The sequence below is a fragment of the Paraneptunicella aestuarii genome, assembly GCF_019900845.1.
In the GTDB taxonomy this organism is placed as follows: Bacteria; Pseudomonadota; Gammaproteobacteria; order Enterobacterales; family Alteromonadaceae; genus Paraneptunicella; species Paraneptunicella aestuarii.
Genome location: NZ_CP074570.1, coordinates 1,357,539 through 1,373,148, shown reverse-complemented (window position 1 = coordinate 1,373,148; position 15,610 = coordinate 1,357,539). Strand labels below are relative to the sequence as shown.

8 protein-coding genes are annotated in these 15,610 nt (G+C 45.6%); 6 read left to right on the top strand and 2 right to left on the bottom strand.

Annotated features, from left to right (window positions below; all coding sequences use genetic code 11):
- The first annotated feature begins 10 nt into the window (after positions 1 to 10).
- The 5 genes from KIH87_RS05800 (at position 11) to KIH87_RS05780 (ending at position 13,189) form a co-directional block, all read left to right on the top strand.
- On the top strand, positions 11 to 7,051 hold the full coding sequence (locus KIH87_RS05800) for an Ig-like domain-containing protein (RefSeq protein ID WP_232360593.1): 7,041 nt from the start codon (positions 11 to 13) through the stop codon (positions 7,049 to 7,051).
- A 287-nt stretch (positions 7,052 to 7,338) separates the two neighbouring features.
- Positions 7,339 to 8,187 (top strand): MBL fold metallo-hydrolase, encoded by an 849-nt coding sequence (locus KIH87_RS05795; RefSeq protein WP_232360592.1) that lies wholly within the window; start codon positions 7,339 to 7,341, stop codon positions 8,185 to 8,187.
- Positions 8,184 to 10,406, top strand: coding sequence for a CHASE2 domain-containing protein (locus KIH87_RS05790; RefSeq protein ID WP_232360591.1), 2,223 nt, complete (start codon positions 8,184 to 8,186; stop codon positions 10,404 to 10,406). Before KIH87_RS05795 ends, KIH87_RS05790 begins: the two co-directional genes overlap by 4 nt.
- A 10-nt stretch (positions 10,407 to 10,416) precedes the next feature.
- Entirely contained in the window at positions 10,417 to 12,021 is a 1,605-nt protein-coding gene (locus KIH87_RS05785; RefSeq protein WP_232360590.1) for an HD domain-containing phosphohydrolase, read from the top strand.
- Positions 12,022 to 12,064: 43 nt separating this feature from the next.
- Entirely contained in the window at positions 12,065 to 13,189 is a 1,125-nt protein-coding gene (locus KIH87_RS05780; RefSeq protein ID WP_232360589.1) for a patatin-like phospholipase family protein, read from the top strand.
- A gap of 480 nt (positions 13,190 to 13,669) precedes the next feature.
- Here KIH87_RS05780 and KIH87_RS05775 read toward each other — a convergent pair whose 3' ends face one another.
- Positions 13,670 to 13,864: a hypothetical protein gene (locus KIH87_RS05775; RefSeq protein ID WP_232360588.1), complete on the bottom strand. Its 195-nt coding sequence runs from the start codon at positions 13,862 to 13,864 to the stop codon at positions 13,670 to 13,672.
- 61 nt (positions 13,865 to 13,925) lie between these two features.
- On the opposite strand from KIH87_RS05775, the gene KIH87_RS05770 reads away from it, so the two are divergent.
- A complete protein-coding gene (locus KIH87_RS05770; RefSeq protein WP_232360587.1) occupies positions 13,926 to 14,777 on the top strand; it encodes a LysR family transcriptional regulator in 852 nt (283 codons plus the stop codon).
- 95 nt (positions 14,778 to 14,872) lie between these two features.
- Here KIH87_RS05770 and KIH87_RS05765 read toward each other — a convergent pair whose 3' ends face one another.
- On the bottom strand, positions 14,873 to 15,271 hold the full coding sequence (locus KIH87_RS05765; RefSeq protein WP_232360586.1) for a hypothetical protein: 399 nt from the start codon (positions 15,269 to 15,271) through the stop codon (positions 14,873 to 14,875).
- Positions 15,272 to 15,610 lie beyond the last annotated feature (339 nt).

The following is a 15,610-nucleotide window of genomic DNA, read 5'->3' as shown; positions in this document are numbered from 1 at the left end:
GAGAATCAGTGTGGAAAGGCGTATTGCAACATTAATCAGACGTTATCGCGAGCTCATTACTTGCGGTAAACCGCCTCGTTTAAAAGCCAAGCATTCTCATTGGCGAAAGCGATTATTTGCAGTCATGCTCGCTCAAACTGTCTTTTACGCACTGCCATCCCATGCGGCTCCAACGGGGACATTGGTTCATCCTATAGAAAACAGTTCTTATAACTCCAACCTGTTTTTATTCTTCAAGGTCAGTGACACCGTCGCGTTAAATTCCGTTGGCGTCTCTTTTGGTGACACAGGTAACAGCCTAATCTTTTGTAACGGCAATTGCGGCACAAATTACCGAGGTGTAAAAAATGGTGTAAACCCGGTTAACTTTGGCTTAAATCCGGGAACAAACGTCATTCATTTGTGGGCGAATAATCCAGATAATGTCATTGATTCAGCAAGCTTTAACTGGCAACCCAAACAAATTACCGGCATTCAGGTAATACGAAACACGCTCGGAGAATTCACCTTAAACTGGTCCCCCACCACAGGCATCCAACGTTATAACCTTTATGCTTCGACTGAACGTGGCGTTTCCCCGGAAAATGTGAATTCCATAGCAAACGGGCAAGCCTTTCGTTCCATTAGTGGAACATCTCAAGTAGTCACGGGTTATGCAGACGAAACTGCTGTTTTTGCCCGCATCACTGGCGTCGACTATTCAGGAGAAAGTGCATTTAGTGCTGAAATTGCCATTCCGGCATTCAGCAATGCCTTACCTGTTGCAGAAAATGATCAATTTACTGGCAATGAAGATTCAACATTATCCGGTAATGTCATGAATAATGACTTTGATCCAGATAATCAGGGCGATAATCCATCAGCACAAGAACTGGTCGCAACTCTGGTTGAAAATGCCAAACATGGGCAAGTGACATTATCGGATACAGGTCAGTTTACCTATGTGCCCAATAGTAATTTCAACGGAACTGACAGCTTCGTCTATGAGATAGCCGACCCTCTAAACGGCATTGATTCCGCTACCGTCACCTTGATTATTCGCCCTGTTAATGACCTTCCTGTCGCACAAAACGACAGTTTTTCACTGAATGAAGATAGTTCCCTAACAGTCAATGCCAGCGGATTATTAAGCAACGATAGCGATGTCGATGGCAATACACTCAGCGTCAATCCGGTTGCTAAAGTCGCCCCGCAATCAGGCACACTGCAATTAGGCACTGATGGCAGCTTCACCTATACACCCAATGCCAACTTCTCAGGCACAGACTCCTTTATGTATGCCATTTCTGACGGAGTTTCCCAACAACAACCATCCGCGACGGTTTCTCTAACGGTTAGTCCTATCAACGACTTGCCTGTCGCCAACAATGATGTATTTGAAATTGACGAAGATACTCAGCTCCAGAGCAACGTGCTAAATAATGATTCGGATGCCGACGTTGTGAATGGTGACAAAGCAGCAGAATTGACTGTAGCGTTGTTATCTTCAACATCCAATGGCGAAGTAAATTTATCCAGTAATGGAGAATTCACATACACCCCAAATCTGGATTTTGTCGGTTCAGATGCATTCAGTTATCGCATTACCGACTCAGCAGGAGAAACCGCAGACGCCAATGTCAGTATTACCATTAATGCCGTAGCAGACGCACCAAAAGCCGAACCGGATAGTTACACATTGGATGAAGATTCAGTGCTACAAGTAACAGCCGAAAATGGCCTGCTTGCCAACGACTCCGACCCGGATCCCGGTTCAACACTCAAAGTCAGTAAACTCATTACATTACCGGAACACGGTACGGTTGAATTTAATCAGGATGGTTCTTTCACTTACACCCCTGAAAGCAACCAAAATGGTAGCGACGAATTTACCTATCAGGTGGAAGACAACCAGGGAAATAGCAGTAATGGGCAGGTTTCTCTAAGCATTAATCCGATTCCAGATGCTCCCGAAGTGGAAGATGATGTTGCCGAAGCCATTTTTGGAGAAGCGACTGAAATTAACGTACTGGAAAATGACAATAATCTCGATAATGACAATAGCGCACTTGTTATTGTCAGTGCTACTGCCCTGCATGGCACTGTCTCTATAAATGAAGGCAGAACTCTTACCTATACTGCGCAAGAAAACTTTGAAGGAACTGACACCGTTACCTATGCCATTAAAGATGGTTTATCCGATTCAGGATTAACCAGCACAGGTAAAGTCACTATCACGGTGTTATCGCCTAATGATCCACCTATCGCCAATGATGACAACATCACCATTGATGAAGATAAAAAAGCAACAATTCCTGTTTTGCAAAATGATTCCGATCCGGATAATGATCAGCTGACGATCATTGAAGCAACAGCAGACACAGGAACAGTCATCATCATTCCCAGTGAGCAAGTGCTGCAATACACACCAGCCCCGGACTTCTTTGGCGAAGCAATTATTAAGTACACCATCGAAGACTCTCGCCAACAATCGGCTTCTGCCATTGTTACTGTTACTGTAGTAGCAGTTAATGACGCACCTATAGCGGAAGATGATAAGGTCACTACCCCCGAAGATATTCAAATCACCATTGATGCTTTGGCAAACGACAGCGACGCTGATGAAGATACGCTAACCATCATTTCAATATTGGCTAATAATGGTGATGCAATTAAAGGTGATAATGAAACCATTATCTTTACACCGGCTAATAATTTTAATGGTGATGCAACGGTCAAATATACGGTATCCGATAACAACGGTGGCTTGGACGACGCTATCGTCACCATCACAGTCACACCGGTTAATGACTTCCCTATCGCCCAAGACGATACCGCAACCACACCGGCGGGAACGACAGTCACCATCCTGGTTCTAGACAATGATTCAGATCCAGACGGCGATACACTGGAAGTATTTAGTGCCAGCACAAATACCGGTAGTGTATCGATCAATGCCGGTACATCACTTAATTACACACCACCTGCTGGTTTTAGCGGCACAGCGACGATTAGTTACAGTATCAGAGACAATAAAGGTGGTAGTGCAACCGCTCAGGTTATTGTCACCGCAGGAGATCAAAACCCAACGGCCACCAACGATTCATATATATTACTTTCCGACGGCGTTCAGGTTAGCATTGCGGCTAAACAAGGCGTGTTAGAAAACGACAGTGATCCGGAAGGTAATACACTTACGGCAACCATCGCCACATCACCAAGCCATGCCTCAGCATTTACCTTAAATACCGATGGTTCATTCGATTACCTGCATGATGGAACAAATAACCTGACCGATAGCTTTACCTACACAGTTAGCGATGGAGCCAAAACCGCAACAGGCTCGGTTAGCATCAATATTCATATGTCTAACACGCCTCCAGAATTATGTATTCCGCCTGTCACCCATGCAACTGTCGGAGTCCAATATAGCTACCCGGTTTACGCAACAGACTGGAATGAAGACACGCTCACCTATTCAGCCACAGGACTCCCCAGTTGGTTAACGATCAACTCTTCTTCTGGGCTGATATCCGGTACTCCTGGCACATCAGACAGCAGCGCCAGCAATATTCAGGTAACGGTTAGCGATGGTAAAGACAGTGATTCCATCAATTTCGCCGTGCAGCTGCAGGATGAATTTGGCATATCCAACGCCCTGCAACTTGATCTTGGTGGTAACGACCGTATTGAAGATATGGCTCTGGACAACTACGGACGAATCGTTGCTGTTGGACAATCCAACAATGACGTGTTTGTTATTCGCTTACTGCCAAACGGTGATTTCGACACATCATTTAACGGCTCAGGCAAAAACTTCATTGATTTCGGTAGTACCGACCACGGCTATGCCGTTGCCATCGACAAAGAAAATAATATTTTGATCGCCGCACAAACAACTGATTCTGTTAACGGTGATACTGAAATCGGCATTGCAAAACTCTTAAGTTCAGGTTCGCTCGACACCAGCTTCGGCGGCGGTGACGGCTTGGTTGAAATTGATGTGAATCCAGGTATCAATTCCGCAGACTATGTCTCGGAACTGGTTATTCACGACAACACAGATATCACTGTGCTTGGCTACTATCATAACGGTACAGACCACGACGTTGTGCTGCTGCAAACTCTGGCAGATGGCACATTGGATAGCAACTTTGGCTCTGGTGGAAAATTGATTTATTCCTCAGCAAATGACCAGTTTGCCCATGCCATTGTCAAAGACGACGAAAACCGCCTATACATTGCAGGAAGTCACCACAATGGAACAGACAATGACCTGTTACTTGGACGTATTGATTTAGACTCCAACAATGATGGTAGCGAAATCGGCACATGGGATACTGGCTTTGATAGTGACGGTATTTATACCTACGATGGCGGCAGCACTGAAATCGCTTATGCCATCAACTTCGATTCCAATGGTAATCTGGTTGTCGCGGGCGATCATGCCAACCAGTTTGGCACATACAGCTTCACCACGACACCAGCCTTAAACACCTCTGGCTTTAACAGCGCTCAGGGCTATCTGGTACATGACATCACCTCCACCAGTAATGAAAAAGTCACCGACATTATTCGCGACGAGCAAGGCAACCTTTACGCCTTTGGTAAAGCCGACAACGATATCGGTATTATCAAAATCTTGAGCAATGGAACTCTTGATTCCAGTTTTGCCGGAAGTGGAGAACTCATTGTCACAGTCAATGGCGCAAGTGATACCAAAGTAAGCGCGATGTTAAATGGCAATGGTCAGCTGATGTACGCCGACACCGATACCAGCAACACCGAAGTAAATATTTTCCAAAAAATAAATATTGCTGATCCCGGTTTCACGTCTTGTGGCGATGCCCGAGTGGTTCGAAATAACACAGCGAGTATAACAAACGACACCATTGTTGACGTGGTTGAAGGCGCCCCCAGCGAATTCTATGCCGTAGGTTATGGTGTGCCGAACGGAGTGTCATACGAAGATGTCCTCATCTTCAAACTATCCAGTAACACTGGCTCAATAAGTGAATTTGCCGATACAGGTTATTTAAGGCACAACGCTGGCGCGTCCTTTGTTGTTAAAGCGGTTAATACCACCAGTGCCCAGGATTTATTAGTAACGGGACTGTATAACGATTCCGACTTACGAGTTCTGAAGTTTAATATTTCCGGTAATCTCCACTCGCCTTTCAGCAGCGATGGTATTCAGGATGATTTCAACGGGGTACAAACGGCTACCGCCTTCGCAACATCCATCGACAACAGTAACAATCTATTGATTGCCACCACCACAGCAGATGCCACACCCGTTGTCAGATTGATTAAAATTGATGACTCAGGGGCAATGGTTACAGGCTTTGGCACTTCAGGCATCACTGATTATGTCGGTGCTACGGGCATTGATATGACAATGAGTGCCGACGGTTCTATCTATGTATTGGCTCAAGATTATGGCTCGACTGACCAACTTATCTTGAAGTTCACCGCAGCCGGAACTCTGGATTCAAGTTTCGCGACAAGCGGAGTAATGACTCTGGCCAATATCACCCTAAAATCCGTTACGGCACTCAGTGACAACAGCATTGTCGTGCTGATGGATAACTCTGGTGGATGGATTCAGAAATTCACCAGCACAGGTGCTCTGGATACTAACTTCGCTAACGGCGGCACCTATAATCTCACCACTTATACAGTGCCAACATCAGCGAAAATCAAATCAGATGCCAGCAACAATATCTGGGTACATTTGCAAGATGCCAGCACTATTCCTTACATCATCAAAATGGATAGCACAGGCATACTTAAGAAAGACTACCTGAATGCAGGCCAGGGGCGCTTATCAAACGATGTGATTAACTGGACGAATATGAAAGGTTTCACCTTTGAAGAAGGTGGCAAGCTGGTTGTATTTGGAGAAAGCAATAACGACTTCGCCCTGGCACATATGGATAGCAACGGCACCATCATTAATGGTGAGTCCAACTTACGCTTCGATTTTGGTTTCGGTGATCACGGCTACGATATCGAACTGGATCACTATTCACGCATACTTGTCTCGGGTAACAGTTTTGACTCCGTTAATAATGATGTTGATCAGGCTATCGCCCGTTTCACCCATGATGGTTCTGCCGATACCAGCTATGATGGCGGGGAAGGTATTCACATCATTGATGACGCTATCGTTTCGCGCTTTACAACATTGGATATCAACGTTCAATCCAAAACCATTGTTGCAGGTATAGTCGACGATGATATCAGTGCAGGCCGATTACAGCCCAATAGCACAACTCTGGACGGCTCGTTTAACTCCTCCAGCTATGTTGTCAATGCCACAGCAAACACCAACAATGTAAGCGGACAATTCGTAGATGATATGGGTAATATCTGGCTGGTTGGTTCTGAAAATAACAAGGGCAACGTAGCCGTAATAGATCGATCAGGTACCCTGGCAGGCTCATTCGCCAGCTCCCCCGGAGAAGTGAACTACGAACTGGCATTCCTGAACGACTCCAAACTGATGAGCATCACCAGATTGCCTGATGGCAAGCTCCTTGCCGTCGGTGAAATATTTGGTGGAACTCAGTACGATGCATTCATGGTGAAGTTCGACCCAACAGGTGTGCTGGACACCAGCTTTGATAGCGATGGCATTCTGTACTACGGTCAGGGAGACAGTATCGATAACGGATTTTATGATGTCGCTCTTGATGCCGAAGGCAACATTATTGTCGTTGGTGAAAGCAATAATCAGATGATTGCGAAACGCTATGACATAAATGGCACTTATATCAATGCAGCCAGCTTCTCATCCACCAACTATAGTTCTGCTACAGCGGTGCAAGTGGATAGCTTCGGAGCGATATTTATTGCAGGACAATCAGACAAGGGGTTTGAGCTCTATCGCTTTAAATCAGACTGGACTCAGCTAAACCATTTCCCAAGTTATGACCTGGCTGAGAGTTACAAAGTCAGAGATATTGCGATTGATTCGATAGGCAATCTTTACATGACAGGTAGCGCACAAATTGATCAGGAATGGGATATTTTTGTACTTAAGTACGCAAGTGCAGTAGGATTCTACTAGCGCGTTTTTTAATGCTCGAAGTCGTGCTTTAAGCTGTATTCGAAAAAGCACTCAAATTAGCCCTTGAAAAGCATGATAATCCATGCACAAATGCAATCGAGGGCTATTCTTAAAGCTCAATTGAAAAACGCATAAAATTGAAAAGCACATAAATGAACGGCTAACGGTATACTGTTTACCAGAGGCAAAATAAACAATTATTACCATTCCATCGTAGCTAATACTGTCGAAGGCACAGATTAACTCTCAAGCTTGGTAAAACAGAACGAAACGACTATACAGCATATATGAAACTGACCTTCCATGGAGTCAGGGGCTCAATCCCCTCACCAGGCGAGCAATTTATTCGATACGGTGGCAACACAGCCTGTATTCATATCGAATTAAACGACGGTACGGATATCATCCTGGATGCAGGAACAGGAATAAAATCGGTAGGCCAAAAACTGGCAGGCAAAGATACCGATATTCATTTGTTGCTAAGCCACAACCATTGGGATCATATTCAGGGTTTTCCTTTCTTTATTCCCATTTACCAACCTGGACGTAATATCTTTATTACGCCGGGGAAAACCAGTCAGGAAGATCATGACGCCATATTGCGTCAAATGACCGGAACCTATTTCCCGGTGAACTATCATTCTCTGCAATCCAATATCGAGATTTGCCCAATTCCCTCCGACACCGACACCTGGACGCTCAATAGCGCCACCATTACTCGTCGATCGATGAATCACCCCGGCAGTGGAAGTTCTTATCTCATAGAGGCTGATGGCGTCAAAATAGCCTATATCACAGACAACGAACTCTATCCTCCCTATCAAAAAGAAACCGACTTTTTACAGTGGGTGTATTTTGCAGAGGAAGCCGACCTGATTATTCATGACGCCCAATACATGATGTCGGACATGCCAGCCAAATCAGGCTGGGGACATTCTGTCGCCGAAGAAGCGGTTAAGCTTGCCATGGCTAGTCGAGCCAAACGCCTGGCCTTATACAGCCATGACCATATTCGAACTGACGATGAAATCGAAGCCGTTGAACAACATTGTCAGGAAGTCGTCGAAATTGCCGAGGTCGATATGGAAATGTTTGCAGCCGCCGAAGGCTTGACCATCGATTTTGATCAGGAATGAAACTGCTTAAGGCGCTACGTAAAACCTACCGATCCATCACAGTCGGTTTTGCCATCAGTGTCTTGGTGATCCTGTTACAGTTCGCTCAAATTGACTGGCTTAGACAGGTTATGGAGCGTGCTCAAGGATTAGTTTACGACCTGCGTTTAAAAGGCACACTGGAAAGTCGCGACTCAGGTTTAGCCGAGATCATCATTATCGATCTTGATGAAAAAACCATGTCGGAAATCGGCTGGCCGTGGCCAAGAGACAAACTGGCAACCCTAATCAAAAATCTTAGCGATGCGGGTACTGTTGTTATTGCCTTCGACGTTATCTTTTCCGAAGCCGAGCGTAATCCCGCTGAGCAAGTACAACAAAAGCTACGCTCTCACCCCGACCAAAGTAGCGACTCCACCAATCAACTCATTGCCCAGCTAGTAACAGAAATGGATGGTGATTTAGCTTTCGTTGAAAGCTTTTCCAGCACCGATGTCGTATTAGGTTACATACTGCAAAACGACGATATGCGTAGAGGCAGATTGCCTGAACGCGTCGTCACCAGTGATAGTCCCGTGGATCATCAAATGGTAGTGGGAAAATACTCGGGATATGTCACCAGCCTACCGCGTTTTCATAATGCGTCATCAGGCGAAGGGTTTATCAATTCCTCTCCCGACCCAGATGGTTTCTTACGAAAAAGCGCATTGATATATCGCTACGAAAATACACTCTACCCCTCGTTAGCGCTGGAAGCCGCTCGCTTATATGCTCTTGCGGATAACATTTCGGTTAAAACCCAACCAGCAGGGCGATTTAACAATATTGAAGGGGTTGTGATCGGAAAAGAGCTCATCCCTACCGATGCAGAAGGCCGAGTGTTGATCCCATATCGCGGTCAAGCCAAAAGCTTTCCTTATATCTCAGCCATTGATATCGTTAACAACCAGTTCGACCCAAGCCTGTTCGAAGGTTCAGTGGTGTTTGTTGGCACTTCGGCTATAGGTCTGGCAGATTTACGTGCTACTCCCATGGGGGTGCAATACCCCGGCGTTGAAGTTCACGCCAATGTGCTGGAAGGCTTATTGCAGCCAGAACTACTCAAATATCGTCCCGACTGGTGGGAAGCGGCTATCGCCATTTATCTCGCTATAATGGGGATGATCCTGGCGATCATATTACCCAAACTTGGGCCGACTCAAATGGCCTTTGCCGGTATGCTGGCATTAACCATTTCCGTAGGTGGAAATATTTGGCTTTGGCATCAAGCCAATATCGCCCTCCCTTTGGTATCGTCCATCTTGCTAATTGTATTTTTAGTGGCTTATAACATTGCCATTGGCTTCTTTAAAGAATCTCGGCAACGACAACAGATTAAATCTATCTTCAATCAATACGTCCCCCCCGCTCATATCGACAAAATGCTGGAAACCCCCGAAGACATATCAATGGAAGGCGAAAAGAAAGAGCTCACCGTATTGTTCTCCGATATTCGTAGTTTCACTACAATCTCTGAGCAGCTTTCAGCGAACCAGTTAAAGCAGCTATTAAACCGATATTTTGACCCGATTACCGAATGCATTTTTGTACACCAAGGCACGATTGACAAATATGTTGGCGATATGGTGATGGCATTTTGGGGAGCACCACTGGATGATGACAATCACGCCGAGAATGCCGTTAAAACCGCACTGGAAATGCTGCGAATTACAGCTAAATTACGCGCCGATTTTAAAGCCGATGGATTACCTGAAATCCATGTAGGTGTAGGTATTAATACTGGCGATATGAACGTGGGTGACATGGGTTCTACATTCCGTAGAGCCTATACGGTTATTGGCGATGCCGTCAATTTAGGTTCGCGCCTGGAAGGACTCACCAAGTTCTATGGTGTTGAATGTCTGGTCAGTGAATTTACAAAGCATCAATGTCCGAATATTGAATTTCGTGCCATTGATAAAGTAAAAGTAAAAGGAAAAAGCAAAGCGGTGAGTATTTATGAGCCAGTAGACAAAACTACAATGTCTGCCCGGGAATTCGATCAAATTCCCCAATATCACCAAGCTTATGACAGTTATCTCAAACAAAAATGGGATGAAGCAGAGCAAAAGTTCACACAACTGTTGCACAATTCACCCGAGGTAAAGTTGTATCAGATTTATCTGGAACGCATTACCGAACTGAGAAACATGGTATTACCCCAAGATTGGGATGGTAGTTATACCCATACAAGTAAATAGGAGCGCATCTATGGAAGTCGATAAAGTCCTGGCGGAACTGGTCAATATCAGCATCGAATTGTCATCGGAAAAAGACACCACGCTATTGCTGGAAAAAATTCTGCTGGCAGCCAAGCGCCTTTCTAATGCCGATGGCGGCACCATTTACGGGATCACTGAAAATCAGGAACTCCGTTTTGACACACTGCTGAATGACACCCTTAATATGTACATAGGTGGCTCATCAGGCAAACCAATTTCCTTTGATCCCATTCCAATCTTCATTGATGGTAAACCCAATACTGGCGCTTTAGTGGCTCATGCAGCTGCTACTGGCAAAGTCATCGACATTGAGGACGTCTACAATGTCACCGAATATGATTTATCAGGCCCTCGCAATATGGATGCCCAAACAGGCTATAAAACCCAATCGGTACTCACCATTCCCATGACCAATCACGAAGGTGAACTCAATGGGGTTTTGCAGTTGGTTAACGCGCAAGAGGAAAATGGCAACGTCGTTCCTTTCAGTGAAACCATCGAAGAATCTATTCGAGCGTTAGCATCGCTGGCAGCCGTGGCCCTGACCAACCGCCAACTAATTGATAACATGGAAGAACTATTTCAGTCATTCACTCGCCTGATCGCCAAAGCCATCGACGAAAAATCCCCCTATACAGGCGGGCATTGTCGCCGAGTACCAGAGCTAACCATGATGATTGCCGATGCAGTGCATCGTCATAATGTTGGGCCATTTGCCGACTTCACCATGGACGACGCAGATCGACACGAGTTAAGCATCGCCGGCTGGTTGCATGATTGCGGCAAAATCGCCACACCAGAATATGTCATGGACAAGTCAACCAAGCTGGAAGCGGTTTTTGACCGCATCGAACTCATACAAGCCCGCTTTGAACTTGCCATTCAGCAAGTAAAAGTAGAGCAACTGGAACAGCTTCTGGAATGTCAGGAACCCGCCTTACAGGAACATATCAACAACGACACCGCAGAAAAGCTGCAAGAGCTGGAGGAAGCACGGGATTTTGTTGAAAAAGCCAATGTGGGCGGAGAGTTCATGAGCCCGGAAGCCCAACAACGTATTGCCGACATAGGCCAAATGTATCATGTGATGATAAACGGCGAAGCCCATCCACTGTTAACCGAAGAAGAAATCTACAACCTGCAAATTGTGCGTGGCACTCTCAATAATGAAGAACGAGCCATCATCAACCGACACATGGAAATCACCATTGAAATGCTGGAGTCACTGCCCTTCCCTAAACACCTGAAACGGGTTCCTGAATTTGCAGGTGGACACCATGAAAGAATGGATGGCACAGGGTATCCGAAAGGGCTCACTAAAGAAGAAATGTCGGTTCCCGCTCGAATGATGGCCATTGCCGATATATTTGAAGCTCTCACAGCATCAGATCGCCCCTACAAACCGGGTAAAAAAATTAGCGAATGTCTTCGCATTATGGGATTTATGTGTAAGGATATGCATATCGACGCAGACCTGTTCAAAGTCTTTATCGAGCAGGAGGTTTATCGGGAATATGCAGAAAAATTCCTGAGCGAAGAACAACTGGATGAAATCAACGTAAACGAAATACCCGGCTACCTTGATATTCACTAAATATTCCTTTGACTTTCATTAAAAAGGAGGCTGGTAAACAACTATGCAAAATAGCAATGTTGCATTAATGCTTACTGGAGGCGGCGCAAGAGCGGCCTATCAGGTAGGTGTTTTAAAAGCTATTACCAGCCTGTTTCCTCGCAATCACCATATTCCATTTCCCGTACTGTGCGGCACGTCCGCCGGAGCCATCAATGCAACAGCCTTAGCCTGTTATGCCTCGTGCTACCATTTAGGCGTTCGCAAACTGGAATGGGTATGGAAGAACTTCAGCACCGAACAGGTATACGTCGCCAGCATGTCAGGCACCTTGCGCCACATGGCTGGAAATTACTTTTCCAAATACCAGTCAGACGACGTGCGCAATTCAAAAGGCAGCCTGCTCGACAACCGGCCTCTGCGCAGATTACTACGCGCAATGCTCGACTTTAAACGCATTGACCGCAACATACATACTCAATATCTACGCGCTATCAGTGTTACCGTGTCCAGCTATAGCTCTCACGATTCCGTGAGCTATTTTCAAGGACAACCCGACCAAAGCCGCTGGCAACGTCAAAAACGTCGGGGCGAACCTTGCAAACTGGAAGTGGATCACCTACTCGGCTCAGCGGCAATCCCGATTGTCTTCCCTGTCGTACAACTGGGCGACGATTATGTAGGTGACGGTTCCATTCACCAATTGTCACCACTTAGCACCCCTATTCATTTAGGGGCAGAAAAAGTCTTGGTGGTCGGTGTGGGGCAACGTGATAAAAACCTGCGCATGCAACCGCATATATTCCCAAGAAGTGCCACAGTGGCAGGCCACTTACTGGACACCTTGTTTGCCGATACGCTCGACGCAGACATTGAGCGATTGGAAAGAATTAATAAAACCCTGTCGATTATGACCCCGGAACAATTAAAAAGTACCGAGCTCAAACCTATCGACTGCATGGTGATCAAACCTTCACAAGACCTGACCGCCATCGCTCGTAAGCACTATAAAAACCTACCATCAGGCATTCGTACCTTGTTGAAATTAATCGGCGTATCGGAACACTCAGAATCCAGCTTACCCAGCTACCTGATGTTCGAAGGCTCATTCTGCCAGGAACTGATCCAACTAGGCTACAAAGACGGCATGGAACGCAAAGAACAGCTAAAAGCCTTTTTGGAGATTTGAGCACTTTTCCTATTATTGGTGCTTAAAAAGGAAGCCATAGCGTACTTGATACGCCATCCAGAAAACCTGATAGCAGATTCATTGCTTATCGAAACTGTGTACTTTACATATTCGATATCAGCTGATGTTTCTCTGGATCCCGGCTCGTAGGCCGGGATGACAAAATGGTTTAATATTATGGCCTTGCATTTTAATGGAATATTGCTCGTCAACCTGAACTTGTTTCAGGTTCTCCAAATTGCTTTTACAATCCAAGTTCTTTAAAAGCGGTCATGGCGTACTTGATACGCCATCCGGAAAGCCTGATAGCAGATTCATTGCTTATCGAAACTGTGTACTTTACATATTCGATATCAGCTGATGTTTCTCTGGATCCCGGCTCGGAGGCCGGGATGACAAAATGGTTTAGTATTATGGCCTTGCATTTTAATGGAATATTGCTCGTCAACCTGAACTTGTTTCAGGTTCTCCAAATTGCTTTTACAATCCAAGCTCTTTAAAAGCGGTCATGGCGTACTTGATACGCCATCCAGAAAACCTGATAGCAGATTCATTGCTTATCGAAACTGTGTACTTTACATATTCGATATCAGCTGATGTTTCTCTGGATCCCGGCTCGTAGGCCGGGATGACCAAACTGTTTAATTGTATGTGTCCCCTTTTTCCAGTTAACACTTGCCTTTCCCATACTCATTAATTAAATTAATCATCCTACCAACACTCATTAAAGTCGTAAATGAAACAATTATCCATTGACAACCTTAGGGCGTTTGTCGCGGTAGTGGAATTAGGTGGGTTTGCCAAGGCCGGGGAATACCTGAGCCGTTCACAACCTGCTATCAGTCTGCAAATAAAGCGTCTTGAGCAACAGCTCGACTGTAAATTATTCAAGCGCGAAGGCCAGCGTCAGGTGCCAAACCAAAATGGCAAAGAGCTGTATGGAATGGCGGTTGAGCTGCTTAAGCAGAATGATCATATATTTCAGCACTTTGAAATCGCACCGCTTTCAGGACAAATTCGCCTTGGTATTCCAAGTGAATTCGCTACCACGCTGCTACCCAATATTATTGGCGCATTTAATAATGCTCACCCCGATGTTACGCTGGAAGTCACGTCAGCCTTAAGCGCTGATTTGCTGAAACAACACAGTCAACAAGCTTTCGATTTGTTATTGGTACTTGGACATCAAATCCATCCCGATGAACAAACCATTACCGACAGGCTGGTATGGGTCGGGCCCGCCGATAATCGCCCCATCGAAGAGCAATTGTCTCTTGTACTCGCTCCCGATGGTTGCGTATACCGCAGAAAAATATTGCAGGAATTGGAGCGACAGCAAAAAGGCTGGCGCATCAGTTTTACCAATTCTGACCTAACCGGGATCACCGCCGCGATTAAAGAAGGCTTGGGCATTACCGCATTGGCTCGCAGTACGATCCCTTCGGAATTAAAAGAAATAGAATCAGATAAATTACCAGACTTAGGCGAAGTAAGTATTCACTTGAAGGCGTTTCAGGATAGCAGCAATAACATTGCAGGAAAACTGGCGGAATTTATGTTTAACCGCCTGTCGTTGCTGACCAGGTAATTGTGGAACTGGTTATTACCGTTGAAGCCCCTCTGGATCCCGGGTCGGTTGCGCCGCCCGGCATGACAGTGGGTGTATAGGCAGAGAAAAGGAGGTTACTGGTAGGCAGCAGAAATGTCGTAAGTAAAATCCAAGATACCATCCGTTACCAAGGATTTATCGACTAACGTCACGCGCGACCATAAACCGACTCCAACGGTGCCACTAGTCGCCGATAATTGGTAATTACGTACATCACTCCATGGATTTCCAGTGTAATGAGCAAATGCCACTCCGCCTTTTTCCTGTTTTGTTATGACTTTGTTGACTGTGACCGTGGCTCCTTTTACGCCAGAAAGCTGTATTATGGCACCATCCCCTGTCAAATTAGGGCACAAGCTGTTCGCTTCGTTAGCCGCTTCGCCATTAAATGCCAGCGTGTTAGGTTGATCGTTAGCCATGCAGTACGATCCCACCAATGTCGCATCATTCACATCCAATACAGGGTATGACATTGCTTGAGTTTCGGTGACTGTCAGAGGTTACTCCCCCAATCGAGAGTTAATTTCTACCGATAATGTGTATGTCGTAGCAGAAAGAGGAAGTGCAGTAATAAGTGCTCCTAAAAGAATGGCATTGATAATGTGTTTTTTCATTGTGTTACCTTGTTTTATGTTTTGTTAAAGACCTTCTTTTTGAAGGCACGCAGACATCTGCTGTAAACAAGGTAACGGCATGAAAAACCGAATTCTGGAGCACTTTAACTTGCGTGGCATGCAAATGACTTGTGTGCCACGCAAGTTGAGTGGCGATGCTGTTCTAATACTGGTGTCATTGCGATGAAAACCGCGTTC